The sequence below is a fragment of the Methanobrevibacter ruminantium genome, assembly GCF_016294135.1.
GTDB classification, from domain to species: Archaea; Methanobacteriota; Methanobacteria; order Methanobacteriales; family Methanobacteriaceae; genus Methanobrevibacter; species Methanobrevibacter ruminantium_A.
Window position 1 is genome coordinate 1 of the sequence record NZ_JAEDCO010000002.1, and the last position, 20,469, is coordinate 20,469.

General features: G+C 32.5%; 21 protein-coding genes. 4 read left to right on the plus strand and 17 right to left on the minus strand.

The window, feature by feature from the left end:
* Positions 1 to 1,119: 1,119 nt before the first annotated feature.
* On the minus strand, positions 1,120 to 2,082 hold the full coding sequence (mer, locus tag VW161_RS00935; protein ID WP_304089137.1) for a 5,10-methylenetetrahydromethanopterin reductase: 963 nt from the start codon (positions 2,080 to 2,082) through the stop codon (positions 1,120 to 1,122).
* Positions 2,083 to 2,608: 526 nt separating this feature from the next.
* On the opposite strand from mer, the gene VW161_RS00940 reads away from it, so the two are divergent.
* The 3 genes from VW161_RS00940 (at position 2,609) to VW161_RS00950 (ending at position 5,775) form a co-directional block, all read left to right on the plus strand.
* Positions 2,609 to 3,697 carry an archaeosine biosynthesis radical SAM protein RaSEA gene (locus VW161_RS00940; RefSeq protein WP_304134995.1) on the plus strand — a complete coding sequence of 363 codons (1,089 nt, stop codon included), beginning with the start codon at positions 2,609 to 2,611 and terminating at the stop codon, positions 3,695 to 3,697.
* Between the two features lie 122 nt (positions 3,698 to 3,819).
* Complete coding sequence (locus tag VW161_RS00945) at positions 3,820 to 4,311, plus strand: DUF308 domain-containing protein (RefSeq protein WP_296856360.1); 492 nt, start codon at positions 3,820 to 3,822, stop codon at positions 4,309 to 4,311.
* A 165-nt stretch (positions 4,312 to 4,476) separates the two neighbouring features.
* Positions 4,477 to 5,775, plus strand: coding sequence for an adenylyltransferase/cytidyltransferase family protein (locus VW161_RS00950; protein WP_325192638.1), 1,299 nt, complete (start codon positions 4,477 to 4,479; stop codon positions 5,773 to 5,775).
* A 101-nt stretch (positions 5,776 to 5,876) separates the two neighbouring features.
* Here the strand turns inward: VW161_RS00950 and VW161_RS00955 are convergent, their stop codons facing one another.
* The 6 genes from VW161_RS00955 to VW161_RS00980 all read right to left on the minus strand — a co-directional run bounded on the left by VW161_RS00955 (position 5,877) and on the right by VW161_RS00980 (position 11,231).
* Positions 5,877 to 6,683: a DUF1932 domain-containing protein gene (locus VW161_RS00955; RefSeq protein WP_325192639.1), complete on the minus strand. Its 807-nt coding sequence runs from the start codon at positions 6,681 to 6,683 to the stop codon at positions 5,877 to 5,879.
* 57 nt (positions 6,684 to 6,740) lie between these two features.
* Positions 6,741 to 7,601, minus strand: a complete 861-nt coding sequence (locus tag VW161_RS00960; protein WP_304088928.1) for a damage-control phosphatase ARMT1 family protein — start codon at positions 7,599 to 7,601, stop codon at positions 6,741 to 6,743.
* Between the two features lie 182 nt (positions 7,602 to 7,783).
* Positions 7,784 to 7,984 (minus strand): MoaD/ThiS family protein, encoded by a 201-nt coding sequence (locus tag VW161_RS00965; protein WP_304163415.1) that lies wholly within the window; start codon positions 7,982 to 7,984, stop codon positions 7,784 to 7,786.
* Between the two features lie 124 nt (positions 7,985 to 8,108).
* Positions 8,109 to 9,029 (minus strand): TIGR00269 family protein, encoded by a 921-nt coding sequence (locus VW161_RS00970; RefSeq protein ID WP_304088920.1) that lies wholly within the window; start codon positions 9,027 to 9,029, stop codon positions 8,109 to 8,111.
* An 85-nt stretch (positions 9,030 to 9,114) separates the two neighbouring features.
* The gene (locus VW161_RS00975) at positions 9,115 to 10,275 is read right to left on the minus strand and encodes a VWA domain-containing protein (protein ID WP_325192640.1); all 1,161 of its coding nucleotides are present in this window, start codon (positions 10,273 to 10,275) and stop codon (positions 9,115 to 9,117) included.
* Between the two features lie 83 nt (positions 10,276 to 10,358).
* Positions 10,359 to 11,231: an AAA family ATPase gene (locus VW161_RS00980; protein ID WP_304088914.1), complete on the minus strand. Its 873-nt coding sequence runs from the start codon at positions 11,229 to 11,231 to the stop codon at positions 10,359 to 10,361.
* Between the two features lie 397 nt (positions 11,232 to 11,628).
* Between VW161_RS00980 and VW161_RS00985 the strand changes: the two genes are divergently transcribed.
* A complete protein-coding gene (locus tag VW161_RS00985) occupies positions 11,629 to 12,795 on the plus strand; it encodes an MFS transporter (RefSeq protein WP_304163416.1) in 1,167 nt (388 codons plus the stop codon).
* A gap of 126 nt (positions 12,796 to 12,921) precedes the next feature.
* Here VW161_RS00985 and VW161_RS00990 read toward each other — a convergent pair whose 3' ends face one another.
* From VW161_RS00990 to porC, 10 genes are all read right to left on the minus strand, one after another.
* Positions 12,922 to 13,440 carry a DUF308 domain-containing protein gene (locus VW161_RS00990; protein WP_304088908.1) on the minus strand — a complete coding sequence of 173 codons (519 nt, stop codon included), beginning with the start codon at positions 13,438 to 13,440 and terminating at the stop codon, positions 12,922 to 12,924.
* Positions 13,441 to 13,615: 175 nt separating this feature from the next.
* The gene (locus VW161_RS00995; RefSeq protein WP_304103465.1) at positions 13,616 to 15,214 is read right to left on the minus strand and encodes a dihydropteroate synthase-like protein; all 1,599 of its coding nucleotides are present in this window, start codon (positions 15,212 to 15,214) and stop codon (positions 13,616 to 13,618) included.
* Between the two features lie 61 nt (positions 15,215 to 15,275).
* Positions 15,276 to 16,115, minus strand: a complete 840-nt coding sequence (locus tag VW161_RS01000) for a fumarate hydratase (protein ID WP_325192641.1) — start codon at positions 16,113 to 16,115, stop codon at positions 15,276 to 15,278.
* 56 nt (positions 16,116 to 16,171) lie between these two features.
* Positions 16,172 to 16,408, minus strand: a complete 237-nt coding sequence (locus VW161_RS01005) for a hypothetical protein (protein WP_304135012.1) — start codon at positions 16,406 to 16,408, stop codon at positions 16,172 to 16,174.
* Positions 16,409 to 16,606: 198 nt separating this feature from the next.
* Positions 16,607 to 17,035: a 4Fe-4S dicluster domain-containing protein gene (locus VW161_RS01010; RefSeq protein WP_295608552.1), complete on the minus strand. Its 429-nt coding sequence runs from the start codon at positions 17,033 to 17,035 to the stop codon at positions 16,607 to 16,609.
* Between the two features lie 10 nt (positions 17,036 to 17,045).
* Complete coding sequence (locus VW161_RS01015; RefSeq protein ID WP_304088414.1) at positions 17,046 to 17,546, minus strand: 4Fe-4S dicluster domain-containing protein; 501 nt, start codon at positions 17,544 to 17,546, stop codon at positions 17,046 to 17,048.
* 12 nt (positions 17,547 to 17,558) lie between these two features.
* Positions 17,559 to 18,425: a pyruvate synthase subunit PorB gene (gene porB, locus VW161_RS01020; protein ID WP_296856338.1), complete on the minus strand. Its 867-nt coding sequence runs from the start codon at positions 18,423 to 18,425 to the stop codon at positions 17,559 to 17,561.
* 1 nt (position 18,426) lies between these two features.
* Positions 18,427 to 19,575 (minus strand): pyruvate synthase subunit PorA, encoded by a 1,149-nt coding sequence (gene porA / locus VW161_RS01025; RefSeq protein WP_304088408.1) that lies wholly within the window; start codon positions 19,573 to 19,575, stop codon positions 18,427 to 18,429.
* Between the two features lie 41 nt (positions 19,576 to 19,616).
* Positions 19,617 to 19,859 (minus strand): pyruvate synthase subunit PorD, encoded by a 243-nt coding sequence (gene porD, locus VW161_RS01030; protein WP_292789376.1) that lies wholly within the window; start codon positions 19,857 to 19,859, stop codon positions 19,617 to 19,619.
* A gap of 42 nt (positions 19,860 to 19,901) precedes the next feature.
* Positions 19,902 to 20,423, minus strand: coding sequence for a pyruvate synthase subunit PorC (gene porC, locus VW161_RS01035; RefSeq protein WP_304088403.1), 522 nt, complete (start codon positions 20,421 to 20,423; stop codon positions 19,902 to 19,904).
* Positions 20,424 to 20,469 lie beyond the last annotated feature (46 nt).

Sequence of the window (20,469 nt, forward strand, 5' to 3'; positions counted from 1 at the left end):
AGTACAATAAAGACTTAGAAGTACACTAAAAAAATTAGACGAGATATTACACAAAATATTCAAATATTACATCACAGACATAACAATCAAATATCACCACATCTATTTAACCAACATCAAACACTAAGTTAAACTTAGGTTCTCACGAATATATAAAAACATTAATACGAGATTAATATTTATGATAATGAAATTTATAAACATTAATTTAGCCATATGTGGAAAAGCAGCCATCATAGTAATGTAAATACATATACTTAGGCCAACGCCATAAACACATGGCACAACTATTAGTGAAAGTTACAACACTTACAAAAATAAAAATAAACTATTGCAAAAATTAATCTTTAATAATATTGAAAATGAATATATTTCATTTTTTAAAATAAGACTTAAATTAATAAAATTTTGAAGTTTAAGGATAAAATAAAAAGAAAAGATTTAGAAAATTTTAAAAAAATTTCAGATCTTTAAAATAATTAGTTAAAAGAAGAAGAAAATAGGAAAAAAGTGAAAAATGTAAAAAAACTGAATGAATGAGAAAAAAGCTAAAAAATTCTTTAAATGATAAATAAGTTAAAAAAATATCTTTTTTTATAAAATAAACAATAAATTTTATTAGAAAAATAAAATAAATCGAAAATTTTCTGATAAAAATAAATACAAGTAAAAAAATTATTTATTTAATTAAAAAAATTGATAAATAACATCCATTTAAGAAAATAATAAAATTTATTCCTTTAAATCTAAAAAAAGGAAAATTTTTATCAGATTAGAACTAAAAATTTCCAAGAAAAATACAATTTCTAATATTTTTATAGTTTACAAGAATAAGAACTAATATATAAATATAACTATTTTTTCTTATCTTTATTTAAAGAAATGAATTTTTCATTAAAATCCCTGAAAACTATTTTTGAAAAAAAGATCTTTAAGAATAAGATAATTTAGGAATAATACGGGAGATAATAAAATTAATATATTATATATTATAGGGATAATACTTTAGCTGAAAATGTATAAGTGAAAATGGCAATAATGTGGTGAAAAATATAACAATAGTTAATTTAGTTGTGCTAAAAAAAAGAAAAAATTAAAAAATTAGGAATTGTAGCTTCCTTAGAAGCTAGCAATTACTTCTCCTAATAATTTAATAGATTCTTCTACGTTTTTACCTACAGGGGATCCTGCTACGTATTGAGTTACACCCATTTCAGCTAAGCCTTCAATCTTAGGAATGAATTCATCAGGGGTACCACATACGGAGAATGCATCGAGTGCTTCATCGGTTACAGCGCCAATAGCTCCACCGAAGTCACCTTTAGCTAAGAATGCACCCATTTGTTCATTGAATCCTTCAGGTAATCCGTGTCTTGCAATTACTGGAGGTGGGGAACCTGCTGCAATAAATGCAACTACAATTTTAGCTGCGTTTTTAGCTGCTTCAGAGTCTGCACCAATGGAAGTTGCAGTGTATGCACCTACATCAAATGCTTTGTCTCCACCTGCTGCTTCAATACCTTTTTTGATCATAGGCATAGCAGCTTCATAATCTTTAGGGTTGGAAGCGTTAATTAATACACCGTCAGCGATTTCACCAGCGGTTTCTAACATTTTAGGACCTTGTGCACCCATGTAAATAGGGATTGCATCTTGTACTTTTTTAGCTCCACCTAATGCTGCACCAGCTTCAGTTTTTCCACCGTCTAATAAGGTGTTAATGTCTGCAATAGCTGCTTTGATAGTGGATACAGGTTTTTCCCAAGCAATACCTAATGCGTCAAAGGTTGCTTTGTCACCAGGACCAATACCAAAGGTTGCTCTACCATTAGAGATTTCGTCGACAGTAGCAATTGCAGAAGCGGAAATTGCAGGGCTTCTTACGTATGGGTTGGTTACACCAGGACCCATTTTAATGGTTTCAGTGTTTGCTGCAATTAATGCTAAGGTTTCGTATACGTTTTTGTTGTTGTAGTGGTCAGTGATCCATGCGTATTCAAAACCAACGTCTTCTGCTAATTTTACTAATCTTACGAGTTCATCTAACGGGATTTGAGGTACGAATTCTATACCAAATTTCATATTTATCACCAATTTTTATTATGTTGTCTAGCTTATAAAGTATTTGTTATTTAAAAAATATAGAAAGATTTATATATTAAATAGGATTTGTTTATTTTTTTAATAAAAATATGAACAATTATAAAAAATTAATAAATTTTTATATACAAAATTAAATTATACTTGATAAATATTAAAAATAATATATAAGAAAATTAGTTATTAAAAAATTGATAAAACTTAATAAAATATTTAAAATAGATTAAATTTGTTATAAATTAATAAAACAAACAATTATCTACTAAATAATGGAGATTAAAAAACAAATATTTAATTTTAATAGAATAGAACATTTAATATCATTCAAACAAAAATATCCAGATATTACTAAAAATAAAAAAATAATATTTCTGATTGGATAAAAAAGTAATTTAAAAAAGTTATAAATAATAAATATGACATATTATAATAAGAAATTAATTAATGAAAATGTTATAAAAAATTGATTAATTAAAATAAAATTATATTTATCAAAATAGGTTAAACAATGGAAATTAGAGAATTAACAAAAGAAATAAGAGATAAATCACTTGAATATGCTAAGCCAAAAGAACTGGATAGTCTTTCTGCAAGCTGGTATCAAGAGGATCTTTTATATTCTGGAAAAGGGAAAACCATATTCTTAATCCTACCTACTCCTGGCTGTTCATGGGCACTTGGTCCGAGTGGAGGATGCACAATGTGCAGCTATATCTCAGATTGTTACCTTAAGCCAATTGAGAATTCCAAAATCATTGAACTCTTTGAAAAGGAATTAATCAAATGGGATTATAAGGAGGATTACGAAAATGGAGATAAAATAGCTATAAAACTCTTTGCATCAGGAAGCTTCTTGAATCCAGACGAAGTTCCTAAAGAAGCTAGAGACTACGTTTTGAAAAAGTTAGCTGATATGGAAGAAATCAGTGAAATAGTTGTTGAATCCAGACCGGAATATGTTAAGGAAGATGTTTTAGATGAAATCTTCGAAATAATAGGGGATAAACTATTTGAAATCAGTATAGGTTTGGAAACTTCAAATGAAGAAACCAGATTGAATAAGATCAATAAGGGATTCAACAATAAAACCTTTGAAAAGGCAATAAATCTCATCAAAGAGTATAAAAACAAGCACAACATAAAATCTAAAGCTTACATATTTGTAAAACCTATATTGCTCTCTGAACAGGAAGCTATAAATGAGGCAATTGAAACCGCAAGCTACTGTGAAGACTTAGGAGTGGATAGAGTATCATGCTGTCCAGCAACAATTCACAGAGGAACATTAATAGAAAGGCTTTGGAGAAGAGGATCATATAATCCTCCTTGGATTTGGTCAACTATTGAAGTAATCAATACAATAAGGCAAAATGTAAAGATTCCTGCATTGATGGATACCTCAGGATTCGGTTCAAGAAGAGGTCCTTACAACTGTAAAAAATGCAATAAGGAATTGAAACACAGAATTATAGATTCCAACTTTGACCAAAGCCAAATTGAATATGATTGCGAATGCAAGAAGGAATGGGTTGCAGAAGTAAAATTCTCTGATTTGAATAAGTCCAAGACCCCAATAAAACATTTGCCATTGTATTAAACAATATATATTTATAAATAATAAAACTAATAAAATTATTAAATAATTATGCATAATATCTTATATGCATTAATATTTATCAAAGAGCAAAAATAATTAAAAACAAATAAGGAGGGAAGATTTTGCATAAACAAACTACAATAAGCATTATTGCAATTATTTTAGGAATTCTTATCATTGCATTCCCAATGCTTGGAGTAATTGCAGCATCAGATATCCTTGGATTATCTGTTTTATTACTTGCAATCTTCTTATTAGCAAATGGTGTTAGTGAAGTGGAATACAACACAACCAGAGGATTGATTAATACAATCTTAGGAATATTAATGTTAATAATTAGTTTAGGTTTAATATTCAACCCAAGCATATTTGCATTTTTAACTGCTTTGACAATTTACTTAGCAGGAATATTCTTAATCATAATAGGTTTAATAATCATTGTTGGAAACAGAGACAACAAATACGGATTCTGGATGGGAATATTAGGAATAGTTTTAGGTGTAATATACATTATCCTTGGAACTTACATTAATAATCCACTCATTCTTGGTTCATTAATAGGAATCTGGTTATTGGTAACTGGAGTATTGAACTTATTAGATAATGGTTATTAAATGTAGAATAAATAATAAGAAATATTATTTATTCCCTTTACTATTTTTTAAAAAACATAATAATACAATAATTATAAACTACATATTATTTTTATAAAACAATAATTCTAAAAAAAAAAAATAATTCTATTTTTAAATAATAAATTACTTTTAGGAAAATATACTATGATAGCGATTAGTGCCGACTTTGACCCAGTTCACAAAGGACATGAGGAATTGATTAGAAAAGCCCGTGAAATAGCTGATGAGAAAGACATTGAACTAGCCATTTATATGAATAAGGGCTACAGTGCAAATCATGCTCCTTTTTTCACACCTTTTGAAGCAAGGAAGGAAATGGCTCTTGCATTAGGTGCAGATAAGGTAATTGGAGTTGAAGGATTACATCATAGACTCATCTTATCATACAGCGTACCTATTAGACTTGCTAAAATGCATAAAGATGGCGTGACAGATTACATTACCGCTGCAGACATCAGTTTGGATGAAGTGAAAAAATATGCTGAAAGATTCATTCAAGAAGGCAGTTTCCTTGGAATGCCACAAGATTTCCCTAACAGAAATGTAATCAGATGGTATGCGATAAATGAATTCCTATCAAAAAGGTTCAATAGAAAGATTGATTTCCACCTTATTCCAGAGCTCACACAACCTAAAAAGGTTTCTGGAAGATTCATTAGAAAGGAAATCCTAAAAAACGATTTGATTATCAGTAAAGATATAAGAAAATTGCTTCCTAACACAACAATTGAAATTTTGGAAAGGGAAATTGAAAATGGTACAATCCCTGGAAAAAGGAACATGAAAGTGTTGAAGCATAAGATGAACACTTACTCCAGATCAAACTTGACAAACATTGCTTATTTGAATGGTAAGGTAATCAATAGGATTGTTGAAGGAAGATTCTATAAGGACGATGAGGAATCCATTTGGGCAAGCTTTAGAAGAGCGGATTATGGCCCTGTAATGACCCGTCTTGCAGCATCATGCATTGAAGAGGAAGTTACAAAAGATGAAGTTCTGAAACTAATGAGACATTATGAAGAACAAGGAGTCATTCCTGAAGAGCAGAATGTTGATAAAATCATTGAAAGGGCTTGGTATGTTGCTGAAGAAGTGGATAAGGGAGTTTCTGCAAAGGAAGCAAATGAAAAGTTCAGAACAAGAAAGGATTTGAAAGTAAATCCTTTAATGACTCTTGAATCCGGCTTGAACCTCACTAAATTTGAAGCAAAAAAAGTTCACGAAGGACTTGAGGCAAAGATTTTTGTCGATAAGGATAATCAAATATCCTGTGAGATAAAGGAAAAGAAGATTAAGATAAAAACAAATTTAAAGCTCCCTTCAAAGGAAGTAACCTATTTAAGATACATTTTAGACTCCAGATACATTCCTGTAAGTGGAGAATTAATTAAAAATAAAAGAAATGATTGGAGAGTAAAAATTACTATCCATGATTATTAAAAAAATAATGAATTAAAAAATAATTAAATTATTAATGATTAAATTATTAATGATTAAATTATATGACTAAATTATGAAAAATGATTGAAACAACAATCATTTTATTTTCTATTTTTCAGTTTTTCAAATTTTTCACGTGTAGCTAAAGCCATGATTTTAGACTTTCTCTTTTTGTCAACATCATCTAAAAATTCCAAGACTTCATTCAATTCCTCATATTTACGCTTAGCTTTTTTATTTGATGATGAAATGCGTGATTTTGAAGAAGTTTCAAAATCCCTATTTTCAGTCAAGGACAATATTTCCCATAAGTCTTCGCTAAGACCTAGTTTTTCTGCAGTTTCAAAAGTTTCTACAAGAAGTGCTGAAACGCCTTTTGTATAGGAACTTCTAAGGATCTTCAATTTGGAAACATCCCCAATTTCATCACTGACAACATTTATATTGACATTTATATCACTATGAGACTCATTATTGTTAATGAAATCTCTCATGCTTTTGACGAAACTTTCAGCTTTTCTTCCTGAGAAATAAAGATTCAATTCCTCTGAACTAACTCTTCCCATAATAGCCGAATCAATGAAATGCTCATCGGTTAAATAATTTTCAATTTGCTTTGCTGTATTTGGAGATATGTTGTTAAAGTCCAGGAAAATTCCATCTGTCAATGAGCCATACTTCAATGCAATAGCCAATGCACTTTGAGGGCTGTTTGCTGAAATTAAAATATCAGATTGGCGAGCAACCTCTTCAAAACTATCTAAAACAGCCAAATTAAATGATTTAACTAATTCCTTTGTCTTTTTTGATCTACCTTCAGTAGAAGTTAAAACCTCAAAACCATAGGATAAGAGTATTTTTGATAAAGTGTATGAAACTTCACCGAATCCTATAAATCCAAATTTCATAATTAACCCCCAATTTTATTATTTTCCAAATCGTCTAACAATTTAATATACTAATAATTATAATGTAGTCAAGATATGGGAACCTTCGGCAAGCCCCAATTCCTTAGAGATTGAAGAACATTTTGTACAAAGCAATACAAATATATCCTGTCCTTCCAGGTTCATTTCTGTCAATCCTTCAAAATTGCCCATTCCCTTAGAGATTACAAATGGGGAATCCAAAAGGATTTCCTTAAACTCATCTGAAATCATTGATTCCACAACGCCTACAGAATCAGAGCCTGTAGTGATTAAAGTTGCAACTTCATCGAGACCTGCTTCCAATGCCTCTTTCATGCAGGCATCGTTTAAGATAGGCTTTTCCTTGACTGCCACAGTAATGTCAACATCATATTCCTTTATTTTTTCAAGAAGGAACTTGTCAAAGACAATTTCTCCAGTGTTATCCACCAAATAGAGAACCTTATCATACTTTCTTAAAGCATCTTCAAACTCATTTATCTTGTTTATGACCAGTTCTTTCTTTAATCCTTCTGAAATCATAGATTCAAATTCTGTATCCAAGCCAAATGTGCCAAAATCAAGAATGTTCCCCACAATAGCTACCTTAACATAGGTTTCCAAACTATTGTCTTCCTTTAAGATTTCCCTAACTTTAGGCACTAATGACAATGCAATCTCATTTCCTTCCTTCTTTTGATTGTAATAAGGATCATAGCAACCAGTTTCCTTTTTAATGTATTGATGAATCCTTGTTCCAGTGGCATTTGAAGACAATTCCTTTGAGAAGTTTTCGCCTAGATAAGATAAGACATCTTGAATCAATTTGAATTTCAAATCCTCATCATCTGTAGATAAGTCAATAGCTTCCTTTGCTTGTCTTAAAAAACATGCCCCACATTCATAATAAACTTTAATATTATCACCTGAAATAAAAAATAAATAATTAATAATATTCTAATTATATATTTATAAATTAAAATTATTAAAATTATTGAAAAAATAGTAAAAATATGTATGGAAAAAAGAAAATAATAAAAAAATAGAAATAAATAAAAATTGCTGAAAATAGCTAAAAAGAAATATGAATAAAATATGCATTATCCGCCATAAATAATTTGGATAAACTCTATCTCATCACCATCTTCGATTGTTTCCTCTTCGATAACAATCTCACCATTCTTTTTGCTTACCATGGTTTCTGAAGATAAATCCAAATCATCCAATAAATCCTTAATAGTTAAATCGCCGTCAATTTCTCTCTCTTCCACTTTATCCTTGATTTTTAATGTAAAACTCATAAAGTCACCTTATTTATTTTTTTATCCCTTCACTTTTAATATGTAAATCATAATATTTAAATTATAACAATTGTTAAAAAATATGGAAAATTATAAAAAAATTAAAAAAAAATGAAATGGAAAGTTATTTTCCCAATTCCTCTAGAAAAGTGCAAGCCCTGCATAATCTATTTGAAGATGGCTCTCCACAGCGTTCGCATCTGTCAAATTCATAATCATGAGCCATTTCGCTTCTGATTGCTGGCCTTATCTTATCAAATCCTCTAAGTGTGGAATACTTTATTGTTGGATGTTCCTTAACCAATTCATTTAAGATATTGGAAATTTCCATCCTGAATGATTCCTGTGCATACGGACAGCCTGCAAGGTGAATATCCAAACCTTTTGCAAGTGCATAAAGACCAATTTCCTTTTCAGGAATTTCTCTAAGTGGCTTGATTTTTACAGTGAACAAATCACTGTTGGATTCTGTCTTAGGACCTATCTTTGCCAAGTTTTCAGTATTTCCTTCTAAATAATTCATTAGAATAGCTTGGGTTTCATCATCTAAATTATGACCTGTTGCAATCTTGGTTGCACCAAATTCCCTTGCAGCCCTATTGATAATCCATCTCCTGAATACACCGCAATAGGTACAGGATCCCCTATGGTTTTCCTTTTTCATTATCTCGTCCAAGTCAATGTCAAAGCATTCCTTAAATGAAACAACCTTATGTGGAATTCCAAGTCTCTCAGCATGTGCCTTAGCAATCTCCACTCCTTCCTCTCTGTAGCCTGCAATTCCTTCATCAATGGTTACAGCACATAATTCTATAATATGCCTTTTGACATATGAATTGAGAATTTCTAAAGTCACTACACTATCCTTCCCTCCAGACAATGCAACTAAAACCTTATCTCCCTTTTCGATAAAGTTTTCCTTCTTGATTGTTTGCTTGACCTTCTTTTCAATGCTTTCAATAAAACAATCCTTACATAAAGCCTGTCCGGAAGCTTTTCTCTTTATAATCACATTCGGATTTCCACATTTAGTACAAGATCCCATATTAAAGTCATCCTTTTATAAAATAATAAAATAATTTTTTCTTTTTTGATTTATATAATATTTAACTAACTAATCGGTTTTTAAATTACATATCAGCGACAAATTCAGCCAATTGGTTCAATGTGCTCACTTCGTAAACTTGAGCTCCCGCTCCCTTATACAATGAAACGCAACTGTCAACTACATCCCATTTCTTCTTATCTTCAGGGTTTAGGATAACCACCTTTTTAGCCATGCTTGACATTTGTGATATAAGCTCTACACTTGCAGGCACTCCATTTACCTTAGGACCTGCCCAATCCCTGCAATCAGACAATAGGATAATGTAAGACTTATTGCTTATATCTGCCTGCTTCATGAATGATTCGAATGCAGTGAACATATTGGAGGTTCCTCTAACCATCATATTACGCATACGAAGCAATCTTATTTCAGCAAATGCATTGACCATATACTTTTCTTTTAAAAATTCAGTTGTTTCTATTGTTTTATTGTCAAATTCAAACATTCTTGAATCCTTGAATGTCTTTTGACATGCAAACATTAACATGAAGAACCAACTGCTGATCCATTCACATGAACCGCTGACATCATTCAGGAACAAATGCTGCTTTCTATGAGGTTTCTTTTTTACATGAACAAGATCAATCGGCACACCACCATACTTCATGTTTTGCCTCATTGTCCTTCTCATGTCAATCTTATTTGAACGAGCCAACCTCTTTCTTCTTGATTGCTTGTTAGCGATTTTTCTTCCAAGCTCCACACATAACTCAAATACCCTTTCATCGTATTTGTTAAGCTTGGACAAATCACTATTGAGAATATCGTTATCCCTTGCAAGGTCCTTGTCCCTATCTTCAAGAATAGGTCTTCCTGCAAAGTATTCCATAGCCTGTTCTGCACCCATCTGGATTTGCTTTCCACCTTTTCCTTTCTGCATGGTGATTTTCCATTCATGCTGTGAAAGCTTTCCCTTCATGGTATTTGGCTTATAAGCTCTATTAATGTCATTATCTAATTTCTTTGGAACTTTCTTAGCGAAGAACCCATCAAATGACTCATTGAATTTAGGAATGTCATACTTGCTTTTGACATAAATGGACCTGAATGCATCCTTTAAAATGTCTACATTATCCTCTCCCAATATTGCATATGCATCTATTGCAGACTGAGTAGACCTGACGCTCACAGGCATTCCCTTTTTTCTCAAATCATTTGATAATCTTACGATTTTCTCTTCCATAATAAAACCTTAAATAACTTATAGAGTGCAGAAATTGAAATCTGATTGTTTATAAATAAATTTCTAAAGAGTTAGAGACTAAACTAATCGTTCATATACTCGTTTCTAAAGATTTCTTTAATTACTTTAGCTTTGTCCGGTTCTGTCTTGATAGCTACACCAACACTGTCCTCAAGTGCAGCATCAACATTCTTATAATCCTTATCCAAGTGCATTACAGAGCTTACCCAATCAATTGAAGCCCTTACAGATGGTTTCTTATTTAAGTTGAATGTTCTGATTCTATGAACCATATTAACAACCTTCTTAACCAATCCATCCTCTGCAGTTGGCACTCTAGCTTTAACAATAGCAATTTCACGTTCAACTGTAGGATATGAAATGTATAAGAAAAGACATCTGTCCTTTGTCTCTTCAAGCAAGTTCCTTTGTGCATTTGAAGTGAGCATAACCATCAAATCATTTTGAAGGTCAAAAGTGCCTAAATCATTTACAGTAATCTGCTTTTCACCTAATGCTTGAAGTAAGAAACTTTCCACTTCTTCATCTGCCTTATCGATTTCGTCAATGAGAAGAAGTGATGGCTTGTCATTCATAAATGAGGTTAAAAGTGGTCTTCTGATAAAGAAATCATCTTCAAATATTGATTCCTCACCTTTTTGGCTACCTTTGAATGCTTCCAAATGGAGCAATTGCTTTTGATAGTTCCATTCTCCTACAATCTGTTCAAAGGTAATTCCCTCATAACATTGAATCCTAAAGAATTCCCTTCCTAAACATTCAGAAACAGCTTTTGCAAGCTCGGTCTTACCTACACCAGGAGGACCTTCAATCAAGATAGGCTTGTTTAAAGATAAGGATAAGAATACTGAAGTGCTGATTTCATTATTGGAAATATAACCAGTACTTTCTAACTTTTTTCCTATTTCTTCTATGGTTAATTCTTCATCTGTCATTTAAAAACCTTTTTTAGTTAATTAAATTATAAATATAAAAATAATTTTTTATATTGAATTTTATATACTATAATACATAGTAAATAAATATTTGTTTAATATATATAAATAATTTATTGTTTTATATAATTAAAACTAATAAACTGATTACAATTAAATCATTTTAATAAAATTCATTCAGTGATAAAATGAAAATGAGAAAGATAGTTGCATGGTTCTTTGTTTTAATTCTCCTATTCGGAGGAGTTTGCATCTGTACAATGTACATATAAACTTAAAATAACAACTATATCAAAATATCAATTATTAAAAAATCAATTATTAAAATATCAAATATATATAACATATGTTATAAATAATATTATATTTATCTGATTTTAAAAAAGGAAAATAAAATATGAAAGCCAACCCTAAAATACTCTTATACATTTTAATGATTTCAACACTTGGAATAAACACTCCCCTAAGCATTGTTGGAATCATTTCACAAATAGCAGAGTATTTCAATACATCAATAACTATTTCAGGACTTTACGTAAGCTCTTTCACATTTACAATAGCTATCTGTGGATTGTTCATACCTGTCTTATTTTCAAAATATGAAAGAAAAAGAACGTTCATAAGCATTTTAAGCGTGTTTGCAATTTCAAATATCGTGATCATATTCACAAAAAGCATTTACATTGCATCTTTTTTTAGGATATTGTCTGCAGTATTCTACCCTGCATTCATTTCAATAGCTCTCACTGTATGTGAAGAGATAGCTCCAAAGGGAGAAGAGCAGGATTACATTACAAGGATATTGCTTGGAATATCAGTTGGAAGCATTATAGGATTGCCTATTACAACTGGCCTTGGTACAATATTTGGCTATCAAGTGGCTATGACTTGGATCTTTTTAATAAATTTCATAACATTGATTCTTATAATCATATTCTTCCCAAGAATTGAAGGAAAATCCAAATCATATGAAATGCCATTTTCAAGCCTAAAGACAAAGGAATTCATTCTTGCAACAGTTGGAATAATAATGATGCCTATAGGTGCAAGCATAGTCTACAATTACCAGCCATTATTTTTACAGGTAGTAAGTCATATTTACACCTATAAGTTAAGCATATTCCTCTTTATCTACGGATTGTTTTCAATATTCGGCACTTGGCTTGGTGGAAAGCTAATAGCAAAAAGAGACAAGGCAACACTCATCATCTTCCAATTGGTGTGTGGTGGAGTGTTTGTGCTTCTTTACCTATTTGCAAACTACTTGATTCCAGTTATCATATTGATTTTAATATTTGGAGTGCTTGATGGAATGGGATACAATCTTATTCAATATGTTGAAGCATCCGTTCTTCCAGATAGTCCGGAACTTGCAAATGGAATATTCTTAAGCATCTTGAATGGGGGAATAGCATTAGGAATAGCTATAGGCGGATTTTTAGTGGATGGCCTTGGAATAATGTCAATCTTCATTTTTGGAGCATTATTCCTTCTCCTTGCATTAATCATGATGGTTTATGTTATCAAGATTATGAAAATCCCTTTAAAATATTCCAGACAATAGAATAAAAATAGATAAATGGAATTAATAGATTAGTAAGAAAAAAAGTAGATTGCAAATAGTTAAAACGCTTAAAAAAAAAAAAAAAAAAGGAAAAAATTCCCCTAATAAGATTCTTGAATTAGATCATTAATTGTTTTCGAAACTATCAATTTTATCAAATGCGCTACCTAAAGTTAAGAAAAGAATTCCTCTAACTATTAAACATACACCAATTAAAATTACAATGAATAATGGATTGTTAATTGATAAAATACCCATTATGAAGAAAATGATACCGAAAATCAATATCAATGCGGAAGCCCATTTTGAAGTTCCTTCACCGTTAATGATTCCAAGAATACCAATGATAATCAATATTATAGCAATTAAATAAAATGTGTATGAGGTAAGGAAAGCTAATGGAGCTAAATCAACAAAGAACAAGAATCCTAATAAGATCAATAAGAATCCCATTATCAATTCAAGAATTGATTTGCCAGTTGACAAACTCCATAATGTGAATGCATTGAACATTACTACTAAACCAAAGGATATTAAAGTTACACCCGCCATTATAGACACTACCCCAGCACTTACTAATGGGTAAGCTATAAATAGCACCCCTAAAATAATTAATAAAATTCCAAGTATTTTTGTATAATTCATTAAATCGCCAATTTAAATATTTATATGAAATGATATTTATATTTTTTTTAAAAAATACCCCTAAAATACCCTTAAATTGAAAAATAAGTATAAAGAATCAGTGAAAAATTTTTTACATGAAATTGTTAATAAATTTCATGAAAAAAAATGACAAAACCAATTAATTTAAGAAAAACTAATTTTGCTTGATGAACTCTTCAGGATCCTTAAATAAGTCAAAGTCTTGAACATACTCTTTTCCAGTGAGCATTGCAATCTCTGCCTTTTCCAATTCCTTACCAAGATAGGCTGCATGATCCAATCTGGTTACAAGACCTTTTTCAATGATCTCTTCATAGATTTCACTGGCTCTTTTTCCTTCAAAGCTTATAGTTGGCTTTGTTTTCTTAAAGTGAGTTGCTACAATATATGAATCCTTAACGCTTATTGCATGTTCCACTCTGATTTTAAAGCTTCCTGCCTTATCCCTAACGAACTTGATAGGTGCATCCTGCTTGACTATAGGAACATTGTCATCCTGCTTCAAGTCAAACCTTTTCTTCTTGTCCTTGAACACAAGAAGGTCAACACCTAAATCCTTAGGAATGGATTGTCTGTTTTTAGCCAAGAACATCATTTTAGATGCAATTGCCAATTCCCTTACACTTCCATGAGTCTTACCGCTTTCCTCTGGAGTGAAAAGTATGCTTGCACCAAGCTCCATAGCAATTCCTGCAAGAACTGCATTTGCACCTACAGAATCCGCATCCATAAGTTCAATCACATTTCCTATACCAAAGAACATTGGCTTCTTGTCTATTTCATGAAAATCATGGAATGCAATGATTGAATCTACAATGCTTGCACTGTTAACAGGGTCTAAAATCAAGTCACAAACAACTTCAAGACCATCACAAGCTTCAACAAGCTTTTGCATAGATGCCACCCTATCTTCAGGAGTGTGAGGCACATAACCTTCACTGAAATTAGTTGGCAATAAAACTGCAGGAACATTCTTTTCCTTTAATAAAGGTAAGACTTCCTCATAATTACCATTGTCTAAACTTAAAACCATATCAATACCATGGTTTACAGCTGCTTCAATCTCCTTTGGATTCAATGTGTCAATACTTAATGGCCTATCACCTACGATTGGTCTTAATGTATCAATCAAATCAGGTATCTCATCAGACCTGTCTTCACCTGCAATCATACCAATGTCTATCATATCAGAGCCAGAAGCAACAAAGAATTCTGCCTTTTTAATCAAGTCTTCCTTTGATAATATAGGAGCACTTGCAATCTCAGACAAGACTCTCATTGGGAAATCCTCACCAACAGGAAGGTTCCTAACAAGAATGTTGTTTTCCTTCTTGAGCAATTCATCTCTTTTTTCCATATCGTTTTCAAAGTCTTCGATGAATTTCAATGCTTGCTTCTTCTTCTCCTCAATGATTAACTTATCTGCAGGTGTAGACTGTGATAACTCTAAATCATCGACAAGGTCTAAAACCATAGCTAAGTCTGCTGCATCAGTTGATGCCTTATAACAAGGAATATTAAATTCTTCTGCAATGAGGAATGTATCTTTTCTTATTAAACCTGGAACTAATATTAAATCAATATCATCCAATCTATCTTCAAAATGCTCATGGATTTCTTTGATTATTTGAGTTGGAGTCAAGAAAGCAGCTACTTGTGTCTCTGCTATATGCACCACCGTTTCCTTTTTTGATTTTTCAGCCATTTGACTTACCAAAGGATAAGCCAAGTGTCCAGTTATAATAAGTATCATAAAATTCCCCATTTTTAAGAATTATTCAAAAATAAATATAAACAAAATTTTTCTATAAACTTCAATTATCTTCTAAACGAGCTGTTGCATGTCTGTCTGCCCAACATTGAATTACTACACCAACTGGAAGCCCTGCAGTGTGAGTGTCCATCTTTAAGATCTTTACATCAAGTGCAGTTGTTCTTCCTCCAAGACCCATTGGCCCTTTACCATCCTTGTTGATTCTTTCAAGGCATTCAAGTTCCATTTCAGCTATTGTTGGGTCCGGATTACGCTCTCCCACCTTTCCAAGAAGTGCTTTCTTACCTAATTTCAATGCCATGTCAGAACTTCCACCGATTCCAACACCTACAACAATAGGAGGGCATGGCTTTCCACCTGCCTTAAGAGCGGTTTCAACAACAAAATCCTTCACTCCTTCGATTCCTTCTGCAGGAAGTGCCATCTTAAGTGCATTGTTGTTTTCAGACCCAAATCCTTTAGGCATGATAGTGAATTCAACATAATCTTCATCAATAAGTTCAATGTCTACAATAGGCACTTTGTCTCCCACATTGCCTGAGTTCTTTCTTGTAATTGGATCAACCACATTTGGTCGAAGTGGAACTTCTGAAGTCGCTTTTGCAACTCCTTTCTTGATTCCTTCATAAAGATTTTCAACATGAACCTTACCAAGCTTGACAAAAATGATAGGGAGACCTGTATCTTGGCACATTGGAATTGACTTTTCTTCTGCAAGTTCAATATTCTTTAAGATAGCTTCAATATTTAGCTTACCTAAGTCACTATCCTCTCGTTTAAGAGCATCTTCAAGTGCGCATTTGACATCGTCGCCAAGAACGATAGCAGCCTGTTTGTATAATTGATAAATAGTATTTTCAATTTGTTTTTCTGTTATCATAAAATCACATAAAACTTAACTATAAAAATATTTAATTTATTTCTTTAAATAATTTTTTAATATTCTTCTTGTTCTTCCTGTATTTTTTCTTGAATTAAATCACATATTTCAGAAAGGTAACTTAAATTGCAATAATATACAACATCCGGACCTGGATCCCTAAAAAATTCTTCTTCCGGAATTTTTCCTTTTTCATATTTTCGTATTTCTCTTATTATCCTATCCCTTTCTTTGATAATTTCTGTTAAATTTGCATGCCTTAAAGATTCTTTTAAGGATTCTGGATCTATCATATAATCACATAAGTTTCTTTATTATGTTATCTCAGTTTCTTTCAAATTTTAAGACGTGAAAACACAATACTATAATTATAGTCTATGTAAAATATTTAATAAATCTTTATATAAAAAATAGAATTTTAAAAAATAATATATGAAAATAGTTTAAAATAAATAAAAAAAGAGAATTTTTAAAGAATAAATCTTTAAAAATTACTTGAGTAAAGTTTGAATTTTCTTAAATCCTTCGGATATTTTATCCTGTTTATCATGAATTATCTTTTCTGTATCATTTGTGAGTGCATGAGTTGGACAAGCTTCAACACATTGTTGAGTGTCATAGCCTTCACAGAGATCACATTTGGTCGCTTGACCTATCTCATTAATGGTGATGGCTCCAATGGGACATACACTGTGACATAATCCACAACCAATACATTTATCTTGCTTTATAGTGATTGCTCCACCTAAAGCTACAATAGCTCCTTTTGGACATACAGCAAGACAAGGTGCTTTTTCAGGACTGCAATGCATACAGAATAAAGGGACACCATCATGAACACGAATTGCATTGTTAGGACAATTACGTTCACAAAGTCCACAATCTACACAAAGTTCTGGGTTAACTTTTAATTCATCCATTTCAACACCTCTATTCTCCATCTAATGGTTTTCTAGCTCTTGTATCAGTTGTAATGACACTGAGAAGACCTTTCTTCTTAGCCGGTTTATCCAAGCCATAGATTTTTTCAATGTGTTCTCTTTGTTTCCTTTTGATGACATTTGCAATGTCATGAACAGCGATTGCTCTTTTGGAACAAGCTTTAACACATGCAGGACCTTCTTCTCTGTCTGCACAATGATTGCACTTATGAGCATTGCCATACTCAATGGAAATTGCACCGAACGGACAAGCCATTGCACAGAAACCACAAGCAATACATTTAGTTACATCTACTCCTAAATTGCTCATTGCACCAGTTGGACAAATGATCTCACACGGAGCATCCTCACATTGCTGACAACGAATAGGGAAATAGGAACCGTCTAATTCATGAATAGTGATTCTAGGAACTCCATGGACTCCTTCACATGCTTTTTCGCAATCCTGGCATCCATCACATAATTCATTATCTACTATTAATTTCTCCAATAGAGACCCTCCTTAGATACCTAATTCTTCACATTGATTGTCAACGAATTCTTGGATTTCATTAATTTGTTCTTCTTTAAGATGTCTGAATCTTTTTTGAGCAGATAAGTATTCCACTACAGGTTTTCTTTCTTGAGGTCTGTAAGTTACTCTGAATTCACCGTTTTCAATTTCAAATAATCCCCATGCACCGGTTTCAACAGCAAGTCTACCTAATTGAATGGTCTGTTCAGGTTTGAATCCCCAACCGGTAGTACATGGTTGATGTAAGTGAATGTAAGCAGGACCTTTGGTTTCAGCTGCCTTTTTAACCTTTTTCATAAAGTCTTCAGGATATGAAATTGATGCTGTAGCCACATATGGAATTCCATGAGCTGCCATAATGAAAGCCATGTTTTTCTTAGGCTTGTCTTCACCAAAGCTTAAATTACCTGCTGGTGAAGTGGTGGTTGAAGCACCATAAGGGGTAGCTCCACTTCTTTGAATACCAGTGTTCATGTAAGCTTCGTTATCGTAACAGATATAAGTTATGTCGTGACCTCTTTCCATTGCACCGGATAATGATTGGATACCGATATCAGCAGTACCACCGTCACCACCGAAAGCAACAACATTAACATCTTCTTTACCTTGAGCTTTTAATGCTCTTTCTACACCGGAAGCCACTGCACCTGCGTTTTCAAAAGCAACATGAATCCATGGGACTTCCCATGCGGTTTCAGGATAAGGGGATGTCATAACATCCAAACAACCAGTCGCACAGGCAACTACAGTGTTTCTGCCTAATGCCTTAAGAGCAAGCCTTACAGCAATAGCTGCTCCGCAACCAGCACAACCTCTGTGACCTGGTGCTAATAATTCTTCTTCAGGAAATTCCATATTATTCATCCTCCTTTAAGCCTAACCAAGTAACTTCTTTTACTGGATTTTTAGTTAATTCTACAGCTTCTTCAATGTATTCAGGAACTACGTCTCTTCCACCTAATCCTAAAATGAAACCATAGGTTTCCTTGTGACATTTAGTTTTCAAGTCTGCGAAGAGAGCTCCACCAATACCGAATGAGAAGTTTTTATCAAGTACAGCTAATTTATCAGCGTTTTTGGTAATTTCATCAATTTCCTCGAATGGGAATGGTCTGTAGGATCTGATTTTCAAGAGCCCTACTTTTTCGCCTTTTTCTCTTAAGTTGTCAACTACATATCTTACTGTACTTGCCATTGAACCCATACAGACTAAAATAATTTCTGCATCTTCACATAAGTAACTTTCAGTCAATCCATATTCTCTTCCGAATTTTTCACCGAATTCTGCACCCACTTCCTTGATTACTTCCATGGACTTATCCATAGCAACTTGCATGTCATGTCTTGCTTCAGTGTAGTAATTAGGGTCTGCAAAGTTACCTAAGGACATTGGCCTTTCAGGGTCAAGGTAAGCGAATTTAGGCACATATGGTTTAAGGAAAGTGTCTACTTCCTCTTGTTCCAATAAGTCTACAGGTTCAACTGTGTGAGTTAAGATAAATCCGTCTAAACATACCATTACAGGTAACATAACTTCTTCATGCTCTGCAATTCTATATGCTTGAAGAATAGTGTCGAATCCTTCTTGAGCATTTTCCACATAAAGTTGAATCCATCCTGCATCTCTTTGTGCGATGGAATCTTGTTGATCGTTCCAAATGTTTAATGGAGCAGAAATTGCCCTGTTTGCATCTGCCATTACTATTGGAGCTCTCATACCTGCAGCTGCAAATAATATTTCATGCATTAACATTAAACCTTGAGATGAAGTAGCAGTAAATACTCTCACTCCTGCTTCGGAAGCTCCTAAAGTAGCACTAATTGCACTGTGTTCAGATTCTACTCTAATGTACTCTGCATCTAAATCACCATCTGCAACGAATTGTGCGAGGTATTCAGATATGGTAGTTTGAGGAGTAATAGGGTAAACAGGAACAACTTGTGGTTTTGCTAACTTTACAGCTTCTGCAACTGCTCTATTTGTTGTCATAATTTCTTTTGCCATAAAATTTTCTCCACTCTTATTTTTTCTCTTTAATAGCTTAGCTATTCTATTTCCATCTTAATAGCTTGAACTGGGCATTCTACTTTACAAATACCGCAACCTTTACAATAATCATAATCTATATCATGGTCTTTGTTTACACATCCTTCTGGACAGAACATGATACAGTTATCACAATCTACACAAGCTTCTTTATCAAGGATTGGTTTAAAAGTTCTCCAACTCCCTGTTTTGTTTTTACGTGTACTTCCAGGTTCACTAATTGCACATCCAATAGAAACCATTTAATCACCTTTCATAAATTAATAAATTTTAAATACAGCCACCTAAGCCATATCGTAAGCTTTTTGAGCTGCTACTGCGTTTTTCTCTCCAATTGGACCTGGGAAAGTTTCCTTAATTACTTCAATAAGTGATTCAATACTTACTTCACCGGTCTTTTTAGCAAAGTATCCTAAAATAATGGTGTTTACAATGTTTACACCTAAAATTTCAAGTGCAATGCCTGTTGCATCCACATCAAATACTTTGTAGTTTTCAGATTCGACCTTTTCATGAGTATTTATAATAACTTCACCATCTTCTTTCAGTCCAGAATAAACATCAACAACACTTAAAAGACCATCGTCAAGAACTATCACATGATCAGGGTTGTAAACCTGATATCTTAAATTGATAGGTTCGCTATCGATTCTGGTAAATGCCATAACCGGAGCCCCTCTTCTTTCTACACCGAAGAATGGGAACGCTTGAGAGTATTTACCATCTTTAAATGCTGCTTTAGCTAAAATTTCTGCTGCAGTTACAGCACCTTGTCCTCCACGTCCGTGGAAGCGAATTTCAATCATTGATATTTCCTCCATTCTTTCATATACGATAATTAGTAAACATTGT